Source organism: Halomonas sp. McH1-25 (assembly GCF_022348165.1).
In the GTDB taxonomy this organism is placed as follows: Bacteria; Pseudomonadota; Gammaproteobacteria; order Pseudomonadales; family Halomonadaceae; genus Modicisalibacter.
Genome location: NZ_JAKRFI010000004.1, coordinates 114,619 through 140,485 on the forward strand (window position 1 = coordinate 114,619; position 25,867 = coordinate 140,485).

General features: G+C 63.5%; 12 protein-coding genes. All 12 read right to left on the minus strand.

From position 1 onward, the window contains the following. Nucleotides 1-111: 111 nt before the first annotated feature. The 12 genes from glgB to MHM84_RS12165 all read right to left on the minus strand — a co-directional run bounded on the left by glgB (nt 112) and on the right by MHM84_RS12165 (nt 25,756). Nucleotides 112-2,340, minus strand: coding sequence for a 1,4-alpha-glucan branching protein GlgB (gene glgB, locus MHM84_RS12110; RefSeq protein ID WP_239266485.1), 2,229 nt, complete (start codon nt 2,338-2,340; stop codon nt 112-114). Next, entirely contained in the window at nt 2,333-5,671 is a 3,339-nt protein-coding gene (gene treS / locus MHM84_RS12115; RefSeq protein WP_239266487.1) for a maltose alpha-D-glucosyltransferase, read from the minus strand. The genes glgB and treS overlap by 8 nt, the downstream gene beginning before the upstream one ends. A 22-nt stretch (nt 5,672-5,693) precedes the next feature. Beyond that, nucleotides 5,694-7,721: an alpha-1,4-glucan--maltose-1-phosphate maltosyltransferase gene (locus tag MHM84_RS12120; protein WP_239266489.1), complete on the minus strand. Its 2,028-nt coding sequence runs from the start codon at nt 7,719-7,721 to the stop codon at nt 5,694-5,696. A gap of 107 nt (nt 7,722-7,828) precedes the next feature. Further along, nucleotides 7,829-10,021, minus strand: coding sequence for a glycogen debranching protein GlgX (gene glgX, locus MHM84_RS12125; protein ID WP_239266491.1), 2,193 nt, complete (start codon nt 10,019-10,021; stop codon nt 7,829-7,831). A 90-nt stretch (nt 10,022-10,111) separates the two neighbouring features. Then, a complete protein-coding gene (locus MHM84_RS12130; protein WP_239266493.1) occupies nt 10,112-10,786 on the minus strand; it encodes a DUF2934 domain-containing protein in 675 nt (224 codons plus the stop codon). Nucleotides 10,787-10,836: 50 nt separating this feature from the next. Next, nucleotides 10,837-13,626: a malto-oligosyltrehalose synthase gene (gene treY / locus MHM84_RS12135; RefSeq protein ID WP_239266495.1), complete on the minus strand. Its 2,790-nt coding sequence runs from the start codon at nt 13,624-13,626 to the stop codon at nt 10,837-10,839. Next, nucleotides 13,623-15,755 (minus strand): 4-alpha-glucanotransferase, encoded by a 2,133-nt coding sequence (gene malQ, locus MHM84_RS12140; protein WP_239266497.1) that lies wholly within the window; start codon nt 15,753-15,755, stop codon nt 13,623-13,625. Before malQ ends, treY begins: the two co-directional genes overlap by 4 nt. Further along, complete coding sequence (gene treZ, locus MHM84_RS12145) at nt 15,752-17,572, minus strand: malto-oligosyltrehalose trehalohydrolase (RefSeq protein ID WP_239266499.1); 1,821 nt, start codon at nt 17,570-17,572, stop codon at nt 15,752-15,754. Before treZ ends, malQ begins: the two co-directional genes overlap by 4 nt. Beyond that, nucleotides 17,569-18,993 (minus strand): alpha amylase C-terminal domain-containing protein, encoded by a 1,425-nt coding sequence (locus MHM84_RS12150; RefSeq protein ID WP_239266501.1) that lies wholly within the window; start codon nt 18,991-18,993, stop codon nt 17,569-17,571. Before MHM84_RS12150 ends, treZ begins: the two co-directional genes overlap by 4 nt. Nucleotides 18,994-19,069: 76 nt before the next feature. Then, complete coding sequence (glgA, locus tag MHM84_RS12155) at nt 19,070-20,656, minus strand: glycogen synthase GlgA (RefSeq protein WP_239266503.1); 1,587 nt, start codon at nt 20,654-20,656, stop codon at nt 19,070-19,072. A 549-nt stretch (nt 20,657-21,205) separates the two neighbouring features. After that, entirely contained in the window at nt 21,206-24,406 is a 3,201-nt protein-coding gene (locus MHM84_RS12160) for a multidrug efflux RND transporter permease subunit (protein ID WP_239266505.1), read from the minus strand. 15 nt (nt 24,407-24,421) lie between these two features. Beyond that, nucleotides 24,422-25,756: an efflux RND transporter periplasmic adaptor subunit gene (locus MHM84_RS12165; protein ID WP_239266507.1), complete on the minus strand. Its 1,335-nt coding sequence runs from the start codon at nt 25,754-25,756 to the stop codon at nt 24,422-24,424. Nucleotides 25,757-25,867 lie beyond the last annotated feature (111 nt).

Consider the following 25,867-nt stretch of genomic DNA (forward strand, 5'->3'; position numbering starts at 1 on the left):
CCCGCAAGGGTGCCGTGAGACGGGAAAAAATCCAAGTCAGCTCAGTGACTCAACACATTGCGAACAGCGAATACGCGCCACCGCCTCCCGCTCGGTGGCGCGTATTCGAGATCAGCTTTCGGGACGTAGCACCAGCACGCCCAGCGGGGGCAGCGTCAGCGAAACACTGGCCGTCTGCCCGTGGAGCGGCATGTCCTGAGCCTGGATCTGTCCCATGTTGCCCTGGTTGGTGCCACCGTAACGCTGCGCATCGCTGTTGAAGATTTCCTTCCAGCTTCCCACCGTGGGCACGCCGAGCCGGTAATCGTAACGGGGCACCGGCGTCATGTTGGCCACCACTAGCAGCGGTTCGCCGATCAGACTCCAACGTAGCCAGGCAAACACGCTGTTGGTGCTGTCGTCACCGACGACCCAGGCAAAGCCCTCCGGCTCCGTATCGCGCTCATGCAGGGGCATCTCTTCCTGGTAGAGCCGGTTGAGATCGCCGACCAAGCGCTGGATACCGGCATGGTTTTCCTCGCCGAGCAGCGACCAGTCGAGCTCGCGATCGTGGTTCCATTCGCGCCACTGGCCGAACTCGCAGCCCATGAACAGCAATTTCTTGCCAGGCTGCGTCCACATGATCGACAGATAGGCGCGCAGGTTGGCGAACTGCTGCCACTCGTCCCCGGGCATCTTGCCGATCAGCGAACCCTTGCCGTGCACCACCTCGTCGTGCGAGATGGGCAGCACATACTTTTCGGAGAACGCGTAGACCATCGGGAAAGTCAGCTCATGATGGGCATACGAGCGATAGATCGGATCCTTGGCGATGTACTCCAGGGTGTCGTGCATCCAGCCCATGTTCCACTTGTAGGCAAAACCCAGGCCGCCGTCGCGGGTCGGCTGGGTGACTCCCGGCCAGGCAGTCGATTCCTCGGCGATCACCGAGGCGCCCGGCACTTCCTCATGGACCACGTCGTTGAGGTGACGCAGAAACTCGATGGCCTCGAGATTTTCCTGGCCGCCGTACTTGTTGGGAATCCACTCGCCCTCGTTGCGCGAGTAGTTGCGATACAGCATCGATGCCACGGCGTCGACGCGCAGCGCGTCGATATGGTAATGGCGCAGCCAGTGCAGCGCAGACGCCAGCATGAAACCGTGCACCTCACGCCGCCCCAGGTTGTAGATATAGGTGTTCCAATCCTGATGGAAGCCCTCGTAGGGATGCTCGTACTCATAGAGTGCCGTACCGTCGAAGCGCGCCAGACCGTGCGGGTCGGTGGGAAAGTGCGCCGGTACCCAATCGAGAATCACGCCCAATCCTGCCTGGTGGCAGGCATCCACGAAGTAGGCGAAATCCTCGGGCTTGCCGAAACGACCACTGGGCGCGAACTGGCCCAATGGCTGATAGCCCCAGGAACCGCCGAAGGGGTGCTCCATGATCGGCAACAGTTCGAGATGGGTGAAGCCCATCTCGAGCGCATAGGGAATCAAGTGCTCGGCCAGGTCGCGCCAGCTGTAGGTGACCCCGTCATGTCCGCCATGCTTGCGCCACGACGCGGCATGCACTTCATAGACGGAAATCGGCTTGTCGGGGGCCTGTCGTTCACCGCGCTGGGCGATCCACTCGGCGTCGTGCCAGGTGAACGGCGTGGTATCGGCCACCACCGACGACGTGTGCGGTGGCGTCTCGGTGGCCAGCGCCACCGGATCGGCTTTGAGCGCGATGGCGCCGTGAGCATCGAGAATTTCGTACTTGTAGGACTCGCCAGGCCCCAGGCGGGGCAGGAACAGCTCCCAGACCCCGGCGGGATGGCGCAAACGCATCACATGCCGCCGGCCGTCCCAGGCATTGAAATTGCCGACCACCGAGACACGCCGGGCATTGGGCGCCCAGACAGCGAACCGTACGCCGGGTACGCCGTCCACTTCCATCGGCTGGGCACCCAGGCAGTGGCCCAGATTGCGGTGATTGCCTTCGCCGATCAGATACAGGTCCATTTCGCCGAGCAGCAGATCGAACGAATAGGGATCTTCGGTTTCCTGCTCGCCGCCTGGCCAGCGGATACGCAGCTTGTACGGTGCGACATGCGGCAACCTGCCCGCGAACAGCCCAGCCATCTGGATGCCAGTCAGGCTGCAACGCCGCTGGCCGGTGTCGCGATCGAGGACATCCACGCCCAGCGCGCCAGGCAGGTACACCCGTAGCAGGCAGGTTTCCGCATCCGCCTCGCCGCAGGCATGCACGCCCAGAACCGCAAACGGGTTGCCGTGCGTCCCCCGCGCCAGCGCTTCGGCGTCCTCGGGGGACAACCAGAGGGCATCGTCCTTGACGGTATTGACGTTCAGATCAGTCATGTGCCCCTCTCGTGGACAGTTGGTCGACGATGGCTGCCAGGCCGCGGAGCGGCACGCCCAGCCAGGCGGGGCGATTGGCAGCTTCGTAGGCGATCTCGTAGACCGTCTTTTCCAGTACGAACAGTTCCAGTGCGGCGTTGGCGCCATCATGGGAGGCCCAGCGATGGGCAATATCGGCAGCACTCTGCCAGTAGGCCTCGAGGAAGGCGCGACGGCTGGCCACCAGGTAGCGCTCGGCCACGTCATGCGCCATCTCGGCCGCACTCTCATCGTGAGACTTGCCGGCAACGGCTTCGTCCATCTTGGCGCCGGCATAATCGAAGGAACGCAGCATGCCGGCCACATCGCGTAGCGGGCAGTCCTTGGCACGCCGTTCTTCCAGCGAGCGGGCGGGCTCACCCTCGAAGTCGATGATGTAGGCATCGTCATGGGCCACCAGCACCTGGCCGAGATGCAGATCGCCATGGATGCGGGTAAGCAGGCTACCCTTGGCCTGTTGCGCCAGCGGCTCGACGGCAGACAGTAGAGTGTCGCGCTCGGATAGCACCTGCTCGGCCAACGCCTGGTCGGCCTCACTGGCGTTGCCCTTGTGACGCTCCAGAAGATCGAGTGCCTTTTCGACCTGTTCACGGACACGCTGCGACCAGGCCGCCACGTGCGTTTCGCCGGCCTGCTCCGGTGCGAAATCGGCGTTCTCGCTCGGCAGAGCCAGCACCCGGTGCAGCTCGCCAAGGCGCTGGCCCAAGGTCGTGGCGAACTCCTCGAGTTCGTCGAGCGCCTTGTAGCCACCCTCCTCGGCACTGGTCTCGCTCTCCTCGCCCACTTCGCGGATTGCCCGCTCCAGGGCGTTGCGCGTCCATGACCAGGCATCGCCCTGGTTGGCGATGAAGCCCTGCACGAGCATCAGGGTCTGCGACTCGCCGGCGGCATTGCGACGCGCCACCTCACCGTACAGTGGCGGCACATGCTCGAAACCGTGCTCGCTCAGATAGTGGCCGATCTCGGCCTCGGGATGCAGTCCCGGCTCCAGGCGCCGGAACAACTTGAGCACCACCTTGTGACCGATGATCACCGAGCTGTTGGACTGCTCGACGTTGTTGTGGGCCACGTCGACGTCATCGGGCAGTTCCAGCTCGCTCAGTGCCGGCGTCGGCACGAAACGGATCTCGCCGCCTTCGCAGGGCAAGCTGGCCCCGCTGCGCAGCAGGTCGAGAATGCGCAGGGCGAAGGCATCCAGCCCCAGTGCATCGGTGAGCAGTCCGACATCACGCCCGCGCCGCACCCGGGCCAAGGCGAGTTGCTCCGCCATCGCCCCACTGCGGTCGTCCTCGCCGAGGAAACCCAGCGGCAGGAGGTAGCGATCGGTCCCTTGGGAATGCTGAACCTCGAGTTCGCTGAGCAGCATGGAGTGCCGATCGTCCTCGATACGCACGGCATAAAGAATGTGCACTCGCGAGATGCGCGACTGCTTGGCGGCAAACCAGCGCCGCTTGGGCAGGTAGCTGGGCAGCGCCTCGTTCTCTAACAGCCCACGACATGCATCCCCGAGAATCTCCTCCAGTTGCCGCTTGACGATCAGCGTGACGTAATCCGGCATGGGTTCGGGCGCCGGCACGTGCCATTCGGGCATGGCGGTCTCGGGCGCCAGCAGGAACCAGTAGAAGCCGTAAGGTGGCAGGGTCAGCAGGTACGGTAGCTTGCCGATCGGCGGGAAGGCGCTGCCGCCGACCATTTCCACCGGCACCTGCCCGGCGAAGGCCGACAGGTCGAGTTCCACCGCCTGGGCGTTGCGCGCCACGTTGGCCACGCACAACAGCACCTCGGACTCGCCATTGTCCAGCACCAGCTCGCGCAGGTAGGCCAGAATATGGCGGTTGCTGGGATACAGCGGGCGCATGGTGCCGCGGCTGAACACGCGATGCTGGCTGCGCACCGCCAGCAGCCGGCGCATGCTGTTGAGCAGCGAATGCGGGTCGCGGGTCTGGGCCTCGACGTTGACCGACTGGAAACCGTATAGCGGGTCCATGATCGCCGGCAGCACCAGCTTGGCCGGATCGGCCCGCGAGAAACCGCCGTTGCGATCCATCGACCACTGCATCGGGGTACGTACGCCGTCGCGATCGCCCAGGTAGATGTTGTCACCCATGCCGATCTCGTCGCCGTAATAGAGCACCGGCGTGCCCGGCATCGACAGCAACAAGCTGTTGAGCAGTTCGACGCGGCGCCGGTCGCGCTCGAGCAGCGGCGCCAGACGACGCCGGATGCCCAGGTTGATACGTGCGCGGCGATCGACGGCGTAATGGTTCCAGAGGTAGTCGCGCTCCTTGTCGGTGACCATCTCCAGGGTCAGTTCGTCGTGGTTGCGCAGGAAGATCGCCCACTGGCAGGTGGCCGGAATTTCCGGTGTCTGGCGCAGGATATCGGTGATCGGAAAACGGTCTTCCTGAGCCAGCGCCATGTACATGCGCGGCATCAACGGAAAGTGGAATGCCATGTGGCACTCGTCGCCGTCGCCGAAATAGGGCCGCGTATCCTCCGGCCACTGGTTGGCCTCGGCCAGCAGCATGCGGTCGGGATAGCGCTCGTCGATTACCGCACGGATTTTCTTGAGCACATCATGCGTTTCGGGCAGGTTCTCGTTGTTGGTGCCCTCGCGCTCGACCAGGTAGGGAATCGCGTCCAGGCGCAAACCGTCGACCCCCATGTCCAGCCAATACTCCATGACCTTGAGCACTTCATCGAGCACCTGGGGATTGTCGAAGTTCAGGTCCGGCTGGTGGGAATAGAAGCGGTGCCAGAAATAGGCGCCCGCCACCGGATCCCAGGTCCAGTTGGACGACTCGGTGTCGAGAAAGATGATCCGCGTGCCGGGATACTTCTGGTCGGTGTCCGACCACACGTAGAAATCGCGCTCGGGCGAGCCGGGCGGCGCACGACGGGCGCGCTGGAACCACTCGTGCTGATCCGAGGTGTGGTTGATGACCAGTTCGGTGATCACGCGCAGACCGCGCTGGTGCGCCTCGCTGATGAAGCGCTGGGCGTCCTCCAGCGTGCCATAGTCGGGGCTGACGTTGGCGTACTCGGCAATGTCGTAGCCGTCGTCACGCCGCGGCGACGGGTAGAACGGCAATATCCAGATGGTGTTCACGCCCAGACTGACGATGTAATCCAGCTTTTCGATCAGTCCCCGAAAATCACCGATCCCGTCATCGTTGGCATCGAAGAACGACTTGACGTGCACCTGGTAGATGACGGCGTCCTTGTACCATAGCGGATCGTCGAGAAAATTAAGGGTCTCGACGGCGTGCGACTCGCTACTGGCATCCATCATGGTGCTTTCCTCCTTATCCTGTTCAGCGCACCGGGTGGATGCGCCAGATGGCGAATGGCAAATGCCACGGCTCCAGTCGCATCGACTGCCACTTGCCATGCCATGTCCAGCGGTGCCCGGACATCAAGTCTTCGACGTGCAGGGCCGCATCGTCGGACAGCCCGTATTCCCACAGCGGCAACTCGAACGTTCCCTCCTGGGCCTCGAACGGATCGAGATTGACGGCTACCAGTACGAAATTGCCCAAGTCGTCGGTACGCTTGCCGAAGAACAGCAGCCGATCGTTGTGCACCGGGTAGAAGGCGACCCCCAGATGGGTCTGCAGCGCCGGGTTCTCTCGGCGAATACGATTGAGCTGAGCGATCTCGTAGACGATGTTGCCGGGCGCGGTATAGTCGCGCGGCTTGATCTCGTACTTCTCCGAGTCGAGATACTCTTCCTTGCCCGGCACCGGCTCGCCCTCGCACAGCTCGAAGCCGGAATACATGCCCCACAGGCCCGAGCCCATGGTCGCCAGTGCGGCGCGAATCAGAAATCCGGGCCGGCCGGAAGACTGCAGGAAGTAAGGGTTGATATCCGGCGTGTTGACGAAGAAGTTGGGCCGGTAGCACTCGCGCATCGGCGATTCGTTGAGCTCGGTCAGGTACTCGCTCAGTTCCGCCTTGGTGTTGCGCCAGGTGAAGTAGGTGTAGCTCATGTTGAAGCCGATCTTGCCCAGTCGCTTCATCATCGCCGGCCGGGTGAACGCCTCGGCGAGGAACAGCACGTCCGGGTCGCGTCCGCGAATATCGGCGATCAGCCACTCCCAGAACGGCAACGGCTTGGTATGGGGGTTGTCGACGCGAAAGATCTTCACCCCTTCGTCCACCCAGCCCTGCACCACGTCGCGCAGCGTCAGCCACAGCGAGGGCACCGAATCCTCGGCATAGAAGTCGACGTTGACGATATCCTGATACTTCTTGGGCGGATTCTCGGCATAACGAATCGAGCCGTCCGGTCGCCAGGAAAACCAGCCCGGGTGCTCCTTGAGCCAGGGATGATCCGGCGAGCATTGGATGGCGAAGTCCAGGGCGATTTCCAGACCGTGATCGGCCGCCGCCCTGATCAGATTGCGAAAGTCTTCACGCGTGCCGAGTTCGGGATGGATCGCCTCGTGACCGCCCTCCTCGCTGCCGATGGCATACGGGCTGCCGGGATCGTCGGGGCCGGCCTGAAGCGTGTTGTTGCGGCCCTTGCGGTGAGCGCGGCCCACCGGATGAATGGGCGGGAAATAAAGCACGTCGAAGCCCATGTCGCGAATCATCGGCAAGCGCTTGTGGACATCGTTGAAGGTGCCATGACGTGCGGGGTCGTCGGTTTCCGAACGTGGGAACAACTCGTACCAGCTTCCGAACTGGGCCGCCCGACGCTCGACCTCGAGCGGATAAACCGCCTCGCTGCGCGCCAGGTGCGGTCGCGCATCGGCGGCATGCATCCAGTGGGCGGTGCGGGTATCGAGCAGGATGCCGACCCGCTCGCCTTCGCTGCCAGCGGCCTGGAAACGCTCGAGTACGCTTTCCAGCGCATCGTGCTGTTCCCCGTCCGAGCGTTCGGCCGCCGCCGCCACCAGGCGCCTGCCCTCTTCGAGTTCGAGTTCCACGGGTACGCCGGCCTGGTGCTTCTTGAACAGCTCGTCGCGGTACGTGCCGAACGTGTCCCACCACGCCTCGATCACGAAGGTATGCCGGCCGACCCGGGTTGGGGTGAAGGTCGCCTCCCAGATGTCCTTGCCTAGCGGCTGCACCAGATGCATGGGTTCGCGCTGGCATTGGCCCTGGTCGTCGCACCAGGACACGGCGGCGGCCAGCACGTCGTGACCATCGGCAAAGATCACCGCGGACACGGTAATCGGCTGGCCGGCGATCGTCTTGGCAGCGAAACGCCCCTGCTCCAGCGAAGGCTGTACGGATTCGATGGCGATGCGCGGCGCTTGCGCTGCCGCATGGACTCCCTCACCGCCCGGCGGCAAGGGCGTGTCCTGGGTCTGCTGCGGCGATGAACTCGTAGTCATTGGCGTCTCCTTCCGTCCCTGGGGCGGAGTGGCTGTTCGTTCGGCATCGCCGTACCGGGCAGCAACGTCTCGCTATGCCGCTGCTCGCGGGCACGGACGATCCAAGATCATGACGAAGCGTTGTCCTGAACCAGTTCCAGCAGGGCCAGCGATTGGCCCAACAGGCGATGTTCATCGCCGAAGGCACGGCGGCACTCGGTTTCCTCGAGGGACATGGCCGTATTCAACCGGCACATCCAGCCGCTGCCGCGCGGCACTTCAGGCAACTGGAAGGCCACCGCTTCGGGATGCGCATTGAGCAGTAGCAGCAGGGTGACATCGGCACCGGGCCGGCGGATACCGCTGGGCCGGGCACGTCCATCGAGCAGCACCCCGAGACTGCGCGTCTCAGGATCCTCCCAACGCTCGACGTCCATCTCGTCGCCATCCGGCGTTAGCCATGTCACCTCCTTGAGCCCGAGATCCTCGTTGTAGTCGCCGCTCAAGAAGCGTCCGCGGCGCAGGATCGGGTAGCGATGACGCAAGGCGATGATATGGCGTACATAATCGATCATGGCGTGAGCATCGCCGCTCAGGTTCCAGTCCAGCCAACTGATCTCGTTGTCCTGGCAGTAGGCATTGTTGTTGCCTTCCTGGGTGCGCAGCATCTCGTCGCCGGCGAGCATCATCGGCGTGCCCTGCGAGAACATCAGCGTGGCAAGGAAATTGCGGATCTGACGCAGACGCAGGGTACGGATATCGGGATCGTCGGTCGGCCCCTCGACACCGTGGTTCCATGACAGGTTGTCATCGTGCCCGTCGTTGTTGTCTTCGCCGTTTTCCTCGTTGTGCTTGTCGTTGTAGGAGACGAGATCGGACAAGGTGTACCCATCGTGAGCGGTCACGAAGTTGACCGAGGCGAACGGGCGTCGCCCACGCCGATCGAAGAAATCCGCCGAGGCCATCAGCCGGGTGGCCAGCTCGGCCAGTTGACCTTCGTCGCCGCGCCAGAAGGCGCGCGTCGTGTCCCGGTAGCGATCGTTCCATTCCGCCCAGCCCGGCGGGAACCCCCCGACCTGATAGCCGCCGGGTCCGCAGTCCCAGGGTTCGGCGATCAGCTTCACCTGGCTGAGTATCGGGTCTTGTCGACAGGAGTCGAGAAAGCCGCCGCCCTCGTCGAAACCGTGGGGCTCGCGACCGAGAATGGTCGCCAGGTCGAAGCGGAAGCCGTCGACACGCATCTCGGTCGCCCAGTAGCGCAGCGAGTCGGTGACCATCTGCAGCACCCGCGAATGACTGAGGTTGACGGTGTTGCCGGTACCGGTGTCATCGATGTAGTAACGCAGGTTGTCCGGCATCAGCCGGTAGTAGGTGGCATTGTCGATGCCCTTGAGGGAGAGCGTCGGGCCGAGTTCGTTGCCTTCCGCCGTGTGGTTGTAGACCACATCGAGAATCACCTCGAGATCGGCGGCATGGAAGCGCGCCACCATTTCCTTGAACTCATTGATGCTTTCGCCGGCCAAGTAGCTGGAATGCGGGGCGAAGAAGCCCAGCGTGTTGTAGCCCCAGTAGTTGCGCAGGCCTTTTTCCAGCAGATGCTGATCCTGGACGAAGGCATGAATCGGCATCAACTCCACCGACGACACGCCGAGGGAGCGGATATGGTCGATCACCTCGTTGACCATCAGGCCCGAGAAGGTACCGCGCAGGTTCTCCGGCACCGCCGGATGGCGCATGGTGTAGCCACGCACATGCGTTTCGTAGAGGATCGTATGGTCCCAAGGCATCTGGATACGCTGCGAGCGCCCCCAGGTGTAGGCAGAGTCGACCACCCGGCAGCGTGGCATGAACGGCGCGCTGTCGCGTTCATCGAAACTCAGGTCCTCGTCAGGGTGGCCGATGGTATAGCCGAACAGCGCCTCGTCCCAGATCAGTTCACCGACGATCTGGCGCGCATACGGATCGAGCAATAGCTTGTTGGGATTGAAACGGTGGCCCTCCTCGGGAGCGTAGGGGCCATGCACGCGGTAGCCGTAGAGCTGTCCGGGACGCGCATCCGGCAGGTAGCCGTGCCACACCTCGTCGGTATATTCGGGCAGTTCGATACGTTCGATCTCATGCTCGCCCTCGGCATCGAACAGGCACAGCTCCACCTTGGTGGCATTGGCCGAAAACAGCGCAAAGTTGACACCCAATCCATCCCAGGTCGCCCCCAACGGAAAGGGCAATCCTTCGCGTACCCGCGACCGGTTCCTGACGATGGGGGATTCGTTGGCCATCGTGGACTCGTCGTTCTGCCGTGGCGCTTCCTTGGTAGTCATTCCATATATCCTTGGAGGCAGGCGGACTGACGACACGACGTCGTCCAGCCCTGCCTACCGTCATATCTCAGGGTTGAGCCTCAGCCGATGTCATTTCCTGGGCTTGCGCGGTGTGTCGCTGGCTTTGGTCTTCTTATCGGTCTTGTCGCTCTTGCCGGCAGCCGTCGCGCGTGACTTGGCCGATTTATCGGCCGTCGCCTTGCTGCCCGCCTTGGTCTTGGTTGCCGTGCTCGACTTGGCCGCCTTGGCCTCCGTTTTCGCCGCCCCGGCCCGTGAGCGCGTCGTCGAACTGCGCCCCGGCGACGACGTGTCGGTGGCATTGGGCGTGGTCACGGTATCCTCGCTGCGTCGAGGCTGCCGGGTCCGCTTCACCGTGGCGGATTCCTCGGGCAACGGCGTCGTGGCGCTCGACGCATCGCTCTGGGCGACCGGCACGCCTTCCTTGTCGCGGCCCAAGTTACGATCAGGCGTCTCATCGGCCAGAGCATCCTCTTCCGGATCCGTGGCCGGAGGCCGGGTTCCGGACGATCCCAAGCCCATGTCGTCCTGCTCCACCCCAAGCTCATCGTCGCGCACGGGTAGATCCGGGTCCTTCTCGTCGGCTTCGATCTCGATATCGGGTTGCGCGTCGCGACCGGACTCACGCTCGGCGGCCACGATCTTGCGGGCCATTTCCCAGTGACGTTGTTCCTGGCCCTCGGGTCGACCTTCCGACTCCCAGATGCGATAGGCCAGTTGGCGCACCCTCAGTTCGTCGTCTGCCATCCTCTAGCTCCCTTAGCGCTTGTTACGCTCTTTCGTCCGTTCGTTCCCGACTAGCGGCGTTCGTCACCCGATTCCCAAGTCAGTACCGCGACCGGGAATTCACTCAGCAACTCGCGGATCGGGATCGTCCCTTCGCGTAGTCGCAGCGCAGCATTCGACAGTACGTCTCGCCATTCCCCCTGCATCGCCGCCGTTACCTGCAGTTGGGTATCGCCCCAACTTTTCGCCGGTATACATGGAAGCGTAGCCCCTTCCAGCAGATTTGCGGGCAACCGGGGTACAACGACCAGCACCGCCTGGTCGGCATGCTGTCGCATGAAGCCCAGCACATGCGCGCCTCGATCGCCAGCGACATGCAGCGGCTGATAGTCGCCTGCGGCGAACAGCGTCGGATATTCTCCACGCAGCGCCAGCAGACGATGGACGAGGGCCTGCTTGACGTGACCGTCGCGCCAGTGCGCCAAGGCGTCGACAGGCGGTTCGGCCTGGGTCAGCGACGCCCGGCGCGCCGCATAGTCGACGGGCCGGCGATTGTCCGGATCGACGAGACTGAAATCCCAGTATTCGGTGCCCTGATAGAGATCTGGCACGCCGGGAACCGTCATGCGCAGTGTCACCTGCGCCAGACCATTGATGGCCCCGGGCAGATCCAGCTCGCGGGCCGCGGCCACCACGGCTTTGCGCCGGCCCGGCTCGCCGAGCAGCCCTTCGAGAAACGCCCGACAGGCCTCTTCATAGGCTTCGTCGGGCCACAGCCAGTGGGTGCGCAGCTTGGCCTCGCGCAGCGCTTTCTGCTGCCATTGGACAAGACGCTCAGTGAGCTCGCGTACGCCATCGTCATCGTCGGGATCGAGCGACGGCGACCAGACACCGAGCAGCACCTGGTAGAGAATCAGCTCGTCGCCCGGCGACGGCGCCATGCCACTGGCCACCTCGCGACGCAGTGAACCGGCCTGGGCACGCCACTCACAGACACGCTCGCCGAAGGCCTCGCCTTTCTCGCTCAGGGCCGCCAACCGCGCGCGTACGTCCTCGCCACGCTTGTGGTCGTGAGTCGCCGTGGTGACCAGCGAGTGGGGAAAATGGCGTTGCCGAAACGCACTGGCGGTATGGAACTCCGCCGGGGCGACACAGAAGTTCTGCGGATCGAAACCCACGTCGTTGCGCGAGATAAGCACCGCGCTGCGGTAGCCTGCGGTATCTTCCACTGCCTTGGCAGCCACCGGCGAGGTCAACTGCTGGAAACGGGTAATGGCGCGCAGGCGCAGGGCACGCTCGTCGTCATTCTGGCAAGCGTGAGGCGGCTCGCCGCCCAGCCAGCGCTCAAGCCGATCGAGCACCGCCACGTCGGGCGGATTCAGATCGCCGCGCGCCCCGGCCACCGCCTGCTGAAAGAACGGCGCGTCCTGTGCAGGGCGGCCATTGTCGTCGGCATAGGTACGATAGACAGGAAAATGCACGACCAGCGCCTTCAAGGCGCGCTTGACTGCGCCCAGCGTGACGTCCCGCGTTTCGCGACGGGCTCGGGCGACCCGATGCAAGACCAGACCGCAAGCCTCGAATTCGCTGGCCAGCACGGTGTCGAGCATCTCGGCCCGGGCCTGGCGAACCTCGGCCAGGAAATCGTCCTCGCGCCCGCTCACCTCGCGCCACAGACGATGAAGCGGGGCGGCACCGGCAGGATCGTGCTGGACCCCGGACACCTCGTTCATGAATTCGTAGCCGGTGGTGCCGTCCACGCCCCAGTCGGTGTGCAATTGCTCGCCTTCGGCGAGAATCTTTTCCACGTACAACGCCACCCGGTCAGGCACATCGGCCGGACGCTTCGATTGCAGGGCATCGAGCCGCTCGCGCAGGCGCAGGCAGTAGCCGCGCGGATCGGCCAGACCATCGATGTGGTCGACACGCAGGCCATCCACCCACCCCGCCTCGACGAGCTGCAGGATCAACGAATGCGTCGCCTCGAAGACCTCGGGCAGCTCGACACGCAGGCCACCCAGCTCGGTGATATCGAAGAAGCGCCGCCAGTTGATCTCGTCGGAGGCCGTGCGCCACCACGCCAAGCGGTAGTTCTGGCGCTCGATCAGGGCATGCAACTGCTCGGCCCCGCTTGGGGCATCCCCGGCAAAGCGCTGCAGCGCCTGGTCCAGCGCCGCCCTGGCCGACTCGTCCTCGAGCGCATGACGCAGCCGACGGCGCAGCTCACCGACGCCGGTGTAGGCGTCGAGACGCGTCTGCAGGCCGTCGAACTGCACCGCCAGTTCACGCATGGCCTCGTGTTCTGCATGACGCAGAATGTCGCCGTAACGGCGCGGATCGACGGGAAAGCGATGTTCGTGATATTCGAGCGTGAAACTTGCCGACTCGGGGACGTAACCCAGCTTGAGCAGCCCCGAGGTCAGCACCTCATCGTAGGGCGCGCCCAAGAACGGCACCAGCAGGCGCCCCTTGAGCAACGGATCGGGCGATTGCCAATCGATGTCGAAGAAATCGGCATACGGGCTGTCACGCCCCCAGGCCAGCACTTCCTGCCACCAGGGGTTTTCCGAGCCGCCCACCGCGACATGGTTGGGCACGATATCCAGGATCAGCCCCATGCCCCGCGAGCGCAGGCGCGTCACCAATCGCTCGAGCGCCGCCTCGCCGCCGATTTCCGGGTCGATGCGGGTCGGGTCGATACCGTCATAGCCATGCGTCGAGCCGGCCCGCGAGGCCAACAGTGGTGAGCCATACACATGGCTCACGCCGAGATCGGCAAAATAGTCGACCCACTGGGATGCATCGTCGAGGGTAAAACCTGCATGGAACTGCAGCCGCACGGTTGCACGGATGTCCTTCATGAATTGGGCTCCACGGGCGCGTTTGCCGCCTTGCGAGAAATGTCACGGGCGCGCTGCAGCTCGCCAAGGCGATGGCGCACCTCGTCAGGCGTCAGCAGCACATCGGCCTCGGCCATCCAGCGCCGCCGCCAGTTGGGATGCTCGTCCAGCGTGCCGGGCAGGTTGGCCTGCTCCTCGAGCCCCAGCACGTCTTCCACCGGCAGGATCGCCAGCGGCGAAGGTGTCCGACCGATATGCCGGGCGCAGGCATCCAACACCTGCGAAGCCGACAGGTCGGACGCCTGCAGCGTCGCGGGATGAGGCACCGCATGACCTAGCAGGTCCAGCGTGGCGGCCAGCCGGGCACGCGCCGCGCAGCGTTCTTGACGCTCGCTGTCGGCATCCTGGTTCTCGCCGAGCAGCGCCAACCGGCTGCGCCAGTCGATGTCGCGCCCCGCCCACCAGCCGGCCACCGTGGGCAGATCGTGGGTGGAGGTAGTGGCCATCGCTGCATTGGACCATTGCCTGTCGGGCAGGAAATCACCGTCGTCATCCTGCTCGAACCACAGCACCTGCATGCCGAGGATGCCGCGTTCGATGAGCTTGTCGCGAAACCCCGGCGCCACGGTGCCCAGATCCTCGCCAATCACGATGCCGCGATGACGCCAGGACTCCAGTGCCACCAGGCGCAGCATGTCGTCCAACGGGTAGCTCACATAACCGCCTTGGGTGGGCGACGCTCCATGCGGCACCAGCCACAGCCGCATCAACCCGAGAATATGGTCGATGCGCAGACCGCCGGCATGCTGGAAACCGGCACGCAGCATGTCGATGAACGTTCGAAAGCCGGAGCGCACCAGGCCATGCGGCGAAAAGGCCGCCAGCCCCCAGTCCTGGCCATGTACATTGAACGTGTCGGGTGGTGCACCGACCGACACGCCTTCGAGCATTTCCCCCTGCCGACTCCAGGATTGGCTGCCGGCATCGTCGGCACCGACCGCCAGGTCGGCGATCAGGCCGATCGGCATGCCGGCCTGGCGCGCCACGCGCTGGGCATGCGCCAATCCTTGCGTCACCTGCCATTGCAGAAAGGCATGAAAACCCACCTCATGGGCATGCTCCTCGGCGAAGCGCGCCACCTCGGCACTGGCCGGGTCCTGCAGGGGGGTTGGCCAGTGTCGCCAGTAGCTGGGCCCGCGTACGGCTTGCAGGGCCTCGAAACGGCAGTGATCCTCGAGGGTGTCGCCGCCGTCAGCACGGAACGCCTCCAGCCGGCGGCGTGCCTCGACCGCCTCGTCGTCGTCACGTGACATCAGGTCGTCGTATAGCCGACGTAGCCAGGTCAGCTTGGCGCGCCCGGCAGCGGGCCAATCGAGTTCGTCATCGGCTTCGAGCCGACGCAAGTCGTCATCCAGCCCGCAGGCCAGCGTGGCGCTGGCAACCGCGCTTTCCCCCAACAGCTGTTCGGGGGCAGCGTACAAGGCGTTGCTCAACAGACGGCTGGAGGGGGAATAAGGGCTGTAGCGCTCGGTATCGGCACTGAACATGGCGTGGGTCGGGCTGATCGCCAACGAGGCGGCGCCCTGCTCGGCGGCCCGACGGGCAAAATGCTCCAGCGCCAAGGTATCGCCGATGCCTCCATCGCCGGGCCGGCGCAGCGCATAGAGCTGTGCGGCCATCCCCCATAGGCGGGGTGCCGGCTGGCCACTGGCATCGGCCGGGCCGTAGCACTGCTTGGGAGCTGCAGCCACGCTCAGTTGGGTGCCGGCAATCTGCAAACGGTGATAGCCCATTGCACCGATTGGCGGCAGACGGCCATTAGCATCGACCTCGCCGCGCTGTTCGACGCCATCCTCGAGGATGAGCGTAAAAGGCGTACCCTGGGGCACCAGACCGGGCAAGGCAATCGGCGAACCGCAATCAGCGGTAATCAACGGCGGCCACTGTGCAGGCTCGTCGGGATGACGCCATTGTTCCAACTGCGCCAGACTGGCCTCGATCGCCGCGTCGTCATCGGCGGCAAGGCCCAGCACAGCCAATAGGGTTCGCTGGGTCTCGGAAGACAGCACGCAGCGTTCACTGTCGCTGTTCTCCCATTCGACGAGTATGCCAGCGGCGTCGGCAAGTTCCCTGAGTCGATCGTCGCTCATTCAGTGACCTCGTGCGTGTCCTCGGTATCCAGCCAGGCAGCGGCGCCATGGTGCAGCAAGCGCCCTTCCGTCACACCGCCTGCCACACCCGGACGCGACTCGAACAGGCAACGTCCCCTGCCGATGTCATGCGCCGAAACGTCGCTGTCGCTGAGATTGATGGCGATGGCGAGCCGGCTACCGTCATTCATGCGCCAGCGCGCCACCACGGCCTTGTCGCCCAGCGCCTCGGCACCCAGCGATCGCGCACCCGTCAACCGCGGAACGATCTCGCGGTGGCGCAGCCTTAGCAGGGTTCGGGTCCTGTCCAGCCAGTCGTCGTGCGGCGGCGTGTGGCGCAATTCGTAATCGGGGATCGAGTCCTCGAAGGTCTGCAACGCATTGGGGTCGGGAATGCGGCTGCGTGTCGCCTCGTTGCGGAACGCACTGAACTCGGCAAACTCCGAACGCCGTCCCTCGCGCACCGCATCGGCCAGTTCGTCGCGGTGTTCGGTGAAGAACAGGAAGGGGCGGGGCGAGCCCCACTCCTCACCCATGAACAGCAGCGGCACCATCGGCGACAGCAGTAGCAGCACATTGGCGGCAACGAGCGCGTCAGGGTCGGCCAGCAGACTCAGCCGCTCGCCGAGGGCCCGGTTGCCGGTCTGATCGTGGTTCTGCAGGAAAATCACGAAGGCGCTGGTCGGCAGGTGCGCGCTGGGCTCGCCGCGGGTGTGGCCATGGCGCGAGCGTTCGCCCTGATAGATGAAACCTTCGCTCAGGCAACGCACCAGCTTGGCGGTGGCATCCTCGACGAAATCCGAGTAGTACCCTTCATACTCGCCGGTGAGCAGCACGTGCATGACGTTGTGCCAATCGTCGCTCCACTGGGCGGTGTAGTGGTCCGCGTCGAGCAGGCTGGCGTTATTGCCTTCGTTCTCGAGCACCAGATGGACGTGACGTTGCGGATCGACGTGGCTGCGAATCTCGCGCGCCATCTCGACCAGGAAATCGCGCTCGCTGATTGCGTGCACGGCATCGAAACGCAGCCCATCGAGGCGATACTCCTGCAGCCACATCAGGGCATTGTCGATGAAGTAGCGACGCACCTGCGGCTCACGGAAATCGATGGAGGGTCCCCAGGGCGTTTGCAGGTCATCACGGAAGAAGCTATCGGCATATGTCGCCAGATAGTTGCCGTCGGGGCCGAAGTGGTTGTAGACCACGTCGAGAAAGACCATCAAGCCCTGAGCGTGGGCCTCGTCGATCAACGCCTTCATGTCGTCGGGGCTGCCGTAGGCGGCTTCCACGGCATAGGGCAGCACGCCGTCATAGCCCCAGTTGCGCCCACCGGGAAACTCCGAGACGGGCATGAGTTCGATGGCCGTAATGCCCAAGTCGGCCAGATAGGCCAGCTTCTCGCGCACGCCGTCGAAACCGCCCAACGTACCGATATGCAGTTCGTAGAGCACCGTTTCGTGCCACGGACGCCCTTTCCATTCCTCGTGACGCCAGCGATAGCGCTGCGGGTCGATCACCAGGCTGGGCCCGTCGATGTCGCCGTCCTGGGCCCGCGAGGCGGGGTCGGGCACCAGCGTGCCTTCATCGCCGTCCGCTCCGAACACGCGGTAGCGGTAGCGCGCCCCGTGCCCGCAGTCGACCTCGACTTCGTAATGGCCGTCGTGGGTCGCCTGCATCGGCTGGCTGGGCTGTCCATCCACCTCGACGTGGACCGCACGGGCGCTGGGCGCCCACAGCACGAAACGGGTGCGGTCGGTGTCGATCAGGTGGGCACCGTAGGTTGGCGTGAACGCAGCCTGTCGTAGCTCGTCCGTCATGCGGGCCAGTCCCCTTGTCTGAGTAGCAGTGTGGCAAGTGGCGGCAAGGTCAGCTCCAGCGATGCCGGATAGCCATGGCTGGGCGAGAGTTGCGCCCTGACGCCATGCGCGTTGCCGACGTTCGAGCCGCTATAGAATGTACTGTCGGTATTCAGCACCTCGTACCATGTTCCCAGCGCTGGGACGCCCAACCGGTAACCCGTCAGGACACGCGGCGTGAAATTGGAAATCGCCAGCAGCGGGGCCGTACCCTCGGGCCCATAGCGTAGGAAGGCGATGACGCTGTTGACGCTGTCGTCCCCCACCACCCAGGCAAAGCCCTCCGGCTGGCAATCGAAGTGATGCAGCGCCGGCTCGTTGCCGTAGAGGCGGTTGAGGTCGGCGACCAGACGCAGCATGCCGGCATGACAGGGATCGTCGAGCAACGACCAGTCGAGCTCACCGGCCGGGCGCCAGCCCTGACCGTGAGCGAATTCGGTGCCCATGCCGACGAGCTTCTTGCCGGGATGCGCCCACATGAAGCCGAGCCCGGCCCGCAGATTGGCGAAGCGCTGCCAGGTGTCGCCGGCCATGCGTCCCAGCCAGGTCGCATCGCCGTCGTCGGACTGGTCGTCGATCAGCGGCAGGACGAAATGCGATTCGAAGGCGCTGGCCAGCCCTTCGACCAAGCGGTGGTGATGTTGGCCGCGCACCTCGTGCGGTTGGCTCAGATAGGCCTGCGTGGCACGCGACCAGTGCGTGTTGAGCGCCAGAGCGCGTGCCGTGACCGGCGCCGCCTCGGCATCGTGTTCATCGACGAACAGCAGCACGTCCGGGGTATGCGCCACCAGGCCATCCATGAAACGGCCGAGTTCGGCCCCGTCGTTCTCCGGCAGGGCCGGTTTGAGGCGCAACCCATCGATATGCAGGTACGCGAGCCAATCGCAGGCCAGATCGAGCGAGGCCGGTTCGGATAGTCCCGCTTGCGGCAAGGCCAGCGGCCATTCGACGATTACCCCGAGACCGCCAACATGGCAATCGTTGACGAAGCGGGCGAAGCCCGTCCCGCCATCGGTCTCGGCAACATGCTTGACCTCGACGTGAGTGAAACCGAGATCGGCAGCGTAGGGAACCAGCTGCGAAGCCAGGGTTTCCCAGTCCAGCGGGTTGCCCAGCGTATCATGTCGCCAGGCTTGCGGATCGAGCCGGTAGATCGACAAAGGATAGAGGAGCGGGTCCTCGCGACGCCGTTGCCCCATCCATACGCCATCGTACCAGCGATGCGACGCCAAGCGCTCCCGCCAATGGCCCCGCCTGTCCGAGCCCTGGTCAGTGGATGCATCGGCGTCCTGCCCTGCCGAAGCGGCCGATGCGCTTGCCGTATCCTGCAGCGTTTCTCCGGAGGGTGACCACGGCGGCCTGAGGGAAATATGACTGGTCATGGCTACCATCCTTGTCATTGGGAGCATACCGGGCCGCCCCTGACTCGCGTTGCATAGAGCGGCCCATATCGTCAGGTCATTGCGCCACAGCGTGAACGTGTCGCTGCTGTTCCTCCTTGCCGATTACCACCGTGCGATACAGCTGGCTATATGGCGCGATCGACTGCCGCCAGTGATAACGTCCGGCCATGGCTGCCCGCCGCATGGCGTAGAATAGGTCGGTAGCGTGGAACACCGTCATGGCGCGCTGAATTGCATGGATATAGCTTTCCAGGGTCATCTCGTCGAACAGGAAACCGGTGACGCCATCCTCTATCGTGTCGGCCAGCCCCCCTGTGCGGTGGGCGATCGGCAGCGAGCCGAAGCGCTGCGCATACATCTGACTCAAGCCGCATGGCTCGAAGCGTGACGGCATCAGCAGAAAGTCGCTGCCGGCATACATGCAGCGCGCCTCGCCTTCGTCGAAACCGATATTAACGCCAATGGCACCGGGGAAACGGGCCGCCAGGTTGCACAGGGCCTTCTCTACCGGCAACTCGCCCCGGCCGATGAAAACGATCTGCCCACCGGCACGCACGATGGATTCCGCGGCACCAATGGTCAGGTCCAGGCCCTTCTGGTGAACCAGGCGCGACACCACCGCAAACAACGGGCCAGTGCTTACCCCGAGCCCGAACATACGGCGCACGTGTTCGGCATTGGCCCGCTTGCCGCGCCAGTCGTTCATGGCGAACGCTTGGGCAAGATGCGTATCGGTGCGCGGGTCCCAGGAGTCGTCGATTCCGTTGGGAATGCCACTCAACTGCCCCTTCTCGGCGCGCTGACTGAGCAGGCCATCGAGACCGCAACCGAACTGGGGCGTGGTGATTTCCCGGGCGTAGGTGGCGCTGACCGTGGTGATATGCGAGGCATACACCAACCCGGCCTTCATGAACGAGAGCTGACCGAAGTACTCGACCTCGTGCATGTTGAAGGCCGCCTCTGGAATCCCCAGGGCCCGACAGCGCGAGACATCGTAAAGCCCTTGGTAGGCCAGGTTGTGAATGGTGAAGACACTGGGTACTTCGTACCCCCACCAGTGCAGGTAGCCTGCCGCCAGGCCGCAGGTCCAGTCGTTGAGGTGCAGAAGTTCGGGCTGCCAGTCGAGACCGGCCTGCCCGCTGGCAATCTGGGCAGCGGCCAACGACAGGCGGGCGAAACGTATGTCGTTATCCTCCCAGCCGACCCCGATTTCATCGCAATACGGGCTGCCTTCGCGTTCGAAGAGATCGGGACAGAGCAGCAGGTAAACGATCAATCCATCGCTGCAGGTGACTTTGCCCAGCTCACAGGCGGGAATGTCGGCATAGGCGGGCAACTCGCCCATAATCTCGATTTCATGATCGGAGGCGATCATTTCCCGATAGGCAGGAATCAAGATGCGTACGTCATGGCGTGACGCCAATGCTCTGGGCAGTGCCGAAGACACATCGCCCAACCCACCGACCTTGACGAAATCGGCGATTTCAGGCGTCACGAAAAGGGTGCGAAAGCCATCGTCGCCATCCTTGGCAACCCGATCATTCCAGGCACGACGCTCCTGCGGAATGACCTTATCCGAAATGTATCTGACCGCTGTGATGCCCTGAGTCGAAGAAACACCATGCAACGCCACACTACCCATGTTCGACCTCCCTGCTCGATTCACATGGCAATGAACCCTGGAGTCAGGGCTCGTTAATTTTTCTGCACTACCCTCAATCCCTTGTCCGCTTTCCATTTCCCTGGAAAGCGGATGCTGCGCGTGCCTACCTTAGGTTTCTAATAGTAATAGTCATCGATCAGATAAAACCGATATAAAACCGAGCATTGCTACTTCGCATGGCTTCAGCACTGACGATTCGAAGCGATCGACCGTACGCCACTATCGACGAAAAATGTATAAGACACCTGATGCCCTACCGTCAAAGCAACTGACGAAATAGTTTCGACTGCAATAAAAGACAATGTTCGGCTAACCATGCAGTAACATTAAATGCGCCCGCTTATTGACAGCATAGACTACGGCAAGGCTTCAGTTCCGGGGAAGTTCATATCTCTGGTTAAAAATGCCTACCTTGACGATGGTCAATAAATGGACGTTTGACCGTTCCTTATCGCTTTCACGCATGAAAAACGCCGTCACGAACGTGACGGCGCTGTCTGGTCAAGACGAGCAAGCCGGACGGACTCGTCAGCTGGTGGATTGTCTTGGTTCAGCCTCGTCGCCGTCCTGTTCACGGCGGCGCCTGTCCCCTCCCAGTTTGGCGGCCAGCCAGACTTGGGTCTGCATGATGAGCACGTAGGCGGCCGGCACGAAGACGCTGGCCATTACCGTAATCGTGATCATGCCGCCTACCACCGGTGTCCCGATCTGGTTACGGCTTGCCGCGCTCGCTCCGGTCGCCAGCGCTAGCGGCAACGTCCCGCCAATGAAGGCCAGCGAGGTCATGACGATCGGCCGGAAGCGTTGGCGGGCAGCGATTCGCGCTGCCTCGACGATCGACTTGCCGGCATGGGTGCGCTGCTGTTCGGCGAACTCGACGATCAGGATGGCATTCTTGGCCGCCAAACCGACCACGACCAGCAAGCCGATCTGCAGGTAGACGCTGGTCGACATGTCGCGTAGATAGACCGCCAGCACTGCACCCAGAAAAGCGAACGGCGTCGCCGTGACGACCGCCAGCGGCAACGTCCAGCTCTCGTACTGGGCCGCCAGGATCAGGAACATCATCACGATGCCGAAAGTCAGCGCCAGGGTCGCCGCGGTCCCTACGTTGAGCTGCTGGTATGCTTCCCCCGTCCAGCCCATGGCATACTGACCGCCGAGCGTTTCCTGCACCACTTCCTGCATGGCTTCGACCGCCTGGCCGGAACTATAGCCGGGTGCCGGACTGCCCTGGAACTGGGCCGCAGGATAAACGTTGTAGCGGTTGAGCACCGAGGGGGCATGATCGCGCTCGATCGACACCAACGCCGATAGCGGAATCCGCTGGCCATCGCCGCCGCGCACATAGACGTTGGCCAGATCGTCCGGTGAACGGCGGAACTCGTCCTCGGACTGGACATAGACCTGGAAATTGCGACTGAAGCGCGTGAAATAATTGACGAAGGCATTCCCGAACGTACTCGACAGCGTGGTGTTCAGATCGCTGATGCTCACGCCGAGACTGCGTGCCTTGTCCTCGTCCACGGTCAGCCGATAGGTCGGCACGCTGACGTTGAGCGTGGTGAAGACCTGGGTAAGCTCGGGCCGCTGATTGGCCGCCTGCATGACCTTGAGCGATGCCTGGTAGAGTTCCTGCGGCGAGTCGCCCCCGAACGACTGTAGATAGCCCGTGAAACCGCCGGTCGGCGACAGCCCCTGGATCGGCGGCACGTTGAAGGACATCGCATTCCCTCCCGGTACCTGCGCGCCGAGCTGCATGATCTTGCCGGTCAGGTCATCCACCGTAATGTCGCGCTGCTCCCAAGGCTTCATGGTAATGAACATGGTCGCCTTGGCGGTGTTCGCCGCGCCGGACAGCAGGTCGAAACCGGCGATACCGGTCACGTATTCCACCGCCGGGATCTCGGCCTGGATGCGCTCGGTCAATTCATGCACATACTCGTCCGTGCGCGCCAGCGAGGCGCCCGCAGGCAGAGTGACCGAGGCAATGGCCACCCCCTGGTCGGTGGCCGGAATCAAGCCTCCCGGCAGACGCTCGTAGATCCACCAGGACGCCACGCAGGTCGCCACGAACAGGACCAGCATGATCATAAGATGGCGAATCAGGAAGTGCGTCACCGCCATGAAGAAATCGGTCACTTTCTCGAAGCCCTTGTTGAACCAATCGAAAGGCTTCTTGAGGGCGCGCACCACACGCGACTGGTGCATGCGCGGCTTGTTCTTGAGAAAGATCGCACTGATCGCCGGCGTGAAGGAGAGCGCCACGATGGCCGAGATGGCCACCGACATGGCGATGGTGATCGCGAACTGCTGATACATCTGCCCCGTCAGGCCGCCCATGAAGCCGACCGGGATGAATACCGCCGCCATGATCAGCGATGTGGCGATGACCGCCCCGGACACCTCGCGCATGGCTTCGAAAGCGGCCTGCAGCGGCGTGGCGTTCTCATCCTCGTCGAGAATACGCTCGATGTTCTCGATGACCACGATCGCGTCATCCACCACGATGCCGATGGCCAGGATCATCCCGAACAGCGACAGCAGGTTGATCGAGAAATCCAGCAGGTACATGCCCGCAAACGTCCCGATCACCGAGATCGGTACCACCGACATCGCGACCAGGGTCGAGCGCCAGCTCTGCAGGAACAGGAAGACGATCACCGCAACCAGCAGCAACGCCTCGATGAAGGTGTGTTCCACCGCCTGGATCGAGGCATCGATGAACAGCGTGGTGTCATAGGGAATCACGTAGTCCAGGCCCGCCGGGAAGCGCTGCTTCAGGTCCTGCATGGTCTGCTTGACTTCCGCGGCGACTTCCAGCGCGTTGGCGCCAGGCTGCAGGTAAATGGCCACGGGGGCGATGGGTGCATTATTGACGTAGCCCTGCACGCCATAGCTGTTCTGGCCCAGCTCGACGCGCGCCACATCGCTCAGGCGCAGCGAGGCACCTTCCTGGTCGGTGCGCAACAGAATGTTGCGGAACTCATCGACGCCCTCGAAGCGACCTTGCGAAGTCAACGTATAGGTATACGGCGTAGGGTCGCTCTGCGGCTCGGCACCCAGCTTGCCGGCGGCAACGACACTGTTCTGGGCCCGAATCGCCGAGGTGACCTCGGCCGGCGTCAGGTCATAGAGCGACAGCTTTTCCGGGTCGAGCCAAACCCGCATGGCGAACTGCTGGTTGCCCAATACCTGGGCCTGGCCGACGCCGGGTAACTGATTGAGCTCATCGATGACATTGAGGTTGGTGTAATTGTTGATGTACAGCGAATCGTATTCGCCCGACTCCGAGGTCATGGCAATGAACAGCAGGACGCTATTGGAACGCTGCTCCACCGTGACCCCTTGGGCCTGCACTTCGCTGGGCAACTGGGACATGGCCCGCTGCACGCGATTATTGACATTGATGGTGGCGACCTGGGGGTCGGTGCCGATGGCAAAGTACACCTGCATCGACATCGTGCCGGCATCGGAGCTGGTCGAGGTCAGGTAGATCATGTCCTCGACGCCGTTGACCTGCTCGGACAACGTCGCCGCCACGGTGTCCGACACGGTCTGGGCATCGGCGCCCGGGTAGGTCGCCGAGATGCTCACGCTGGGCGGCACCACCTGAGGGTACTGCTCGATCGGCAGGCTCCGGGCCGCCATCAGGCCGATCAGGGTGATAATGACCGACAGGACCGTAGCGAATATCGGACGCCTGATGAATACGCTGGAAAAGTTCATCCGTACACTCCGCCTTTAGCCTTGCCCGTTCTGGGTCGAGGAGGCTTGCGCCGTGTCTTCGTTCACAGCCCCCTCGCCAGATGCACCGTCCGCCTGGCTCTCCTGCACGCCGGCGTTGCCACCGGTCGCCTGGGCAGTGCCACCTCCCGTGGTCTGGGCCTCTTCCTCCTGGAGCACCTCGGGGTCACCGTCGAACGGCTGAGGGTCGACCTTGTCGCCGGGACTGAGGCTGCCGATGGCAGTGACCACCACGCGCTCGCCCGGCTCAAGATTGTCGGTAACGATCTGCCAGTCTCCGGCCTGTTCGCCGAGATCGACGAAGCGGCTGGTCACGGTATCGTCATCGTCGAGGACATAGACCTGCGGCCCCTTGAGACCTTCGGTCACCGCCACCTCGGGCACGGCCAGCACCTGGAAGCGCTGCAGTCCCTCCAGGGCGACACGCACGAACTGTCCGGGCAGAAAGAGCTGGTCGGTATTGTCGAACACCGCCTCGGCTTGCACCGTACTGGTACTGGTATCGACGCTGGCTCCCAGATAATCGATGCTGCCGCGAATGCCCTGATCCGCCAGGCTCGGCAGGCTCGGCGCCAGCGTCGGTGCATGCAACCAGGCACTCACCTCGGGGGCGTCCGGCTGGCGGCGCTGATAGCGCAGGGCGACGGCATCGTCCTCGGGCAGCGAGAAGCGCGCTTCGATGATCTGCAGCGGCGTAATGGTCGCCAGCGTCTGCTGCGCCTGGACGTAATTGCCGGTATCGACCTCACTCAGGCTGATTTGCCCGGTCACCGGGGCTACCACGGTGGTGTAATCGAGATCCAGCTGGGCCTGGTCGAGTGCTGCCTGCGCCTGGGCCACGGCGGCCTGGGCGGTTTCCTGGCTCGCCCTGGCCTCGTCGAGCTGTTGCTGGCTTACCGAATTCTGCTGGTAAAGGCGTTGATAACGGTCGAAATTACGCTGTGCCTGATTCAGCTCCGCACGCGCGCTTTGCAGATCGGCACGCTGTTGCCTCACTGCCGCCTCGTACTGCGCCTGCTCGATGGTGAACAGCAACTCGCCCTCCTCGACCTGTTCACCCTCTTCGTAATGGCGCTCTTGCAGCACCCCGGACACGCGCGCCACCACGGTTACCTGCTGCTCGCTACGTAGCAATGCGGGGTAACTTTTGTCGAGCTGCAGATCGCGCAGCTCGACCGTCATGACCTGTGCCGGTCTAGGCGGCTTTTCCTGTTGACCGCCACCCTGCTGCTGGGCCTGCTGCTCGCTTTCGCTGCCGCATGCCGACAGCATGAGCGCCAGCAGCAGCGTAGCGATGGCGGCAAACCTACGGTTGATCGTCGTCGGACGCATGCCTGGTCACCTTGGATATACGATGGGATGGCGCGAGCTTACAAGCATACATACATGAATGTAAACTGCGGATAGTTACGGTAAGATGCTTTTCGTAGTCTTGTCACATTT

What these genes read in the sequence shown, in the direction of transcription:
- glgA (WP_239266503.1), bottom strand. Translation starts at nt 20,656, where the DNA reads ATGGGTAGTGTGGCGTTGCATGGTGTTTCTTCGACTCAGGGCATCACA.
- MHM84_RS12165 (WP_239266507.1), bottom strand. Translation starts at nt 25,756, where the DNA reads ATGCGTCCGACGACGATCAACCGTAGGTTTGCCGCCATCGCTACGCTG.
- MHM84_RS12150 (WP_239266501.1), bottom strand. Translation starts at nt 18,993, where the DNA reads ATGACCAGTCATATTTCCCTCAGGCCGCCGTGGTCACCCTCCGGAGAA.
- malQ (WP_239266497.1), bottom strand. Translation starts at nt 15,755, where the DNA reads ATGAGCGACGATCGACTCAGGGAACTTGCCGACGCCGCTGGCATACTC.
- treZ (WP_239266499.1), bottom strand. Translation starts at nt 17,572, where the DNA reads ATGACGGACGAGCTACGACAGGCTGCGTTCACGCCAACCTACGGTGCC.
- MHM84_RS12160 (WP_239266505.1), bottom strand. Translation starts at nt 24,406, where the DNA reads ATGAACTTTTCCAGCGTATTCATCAGGCGTCCGATATTCGCTACGGTC.
- glgX (WP_239266491.1), bottom strand. Translation starts at nt 10,021, where the DNA reads ATGACTACCAAGGAAGCGCCACGGCAGAACGACGAGTCCACGATGGCC.
- treY (WP_239266495.1), bottom strand. Translation starts at nt 13,626, where the DNA reads ATGAAGGACATCCGTGCAACCGTGCGGCTGCAGTTCCATGCAGGTTTT.
- MHM84_RS12120 (WP_239266489.1), bottom strand. Translation starts at nt 7,721, where the DNA reads ATGACTACGAGTTCATCGCCGCAGCAGACCCAGGACACGCCCTTGCCG.
- treS (WP_239266487.1), bottom strand. Translation starts at nt 5,671, where the DNA reads ATGATGGATGCCAGTAGCGAGTCGCACGCCGTCGAGACCCTTAATTTT.
- glgB (WP_239266485.1), bottom strand. Translation starts at nt 2,340, where the DNA reads ATGACTGATCTGAACGTCAATACCGTCAAGGACGATGCCCTCTGGTTG.
- MHM84_RS12130 (WP_239266493.1), bottom strand. Translation starts at nt 10,786, where the DNA reads ATGGCAGACGACGAACTGAGGGTGCGCCAACTGGCCTATCGCATCTGG.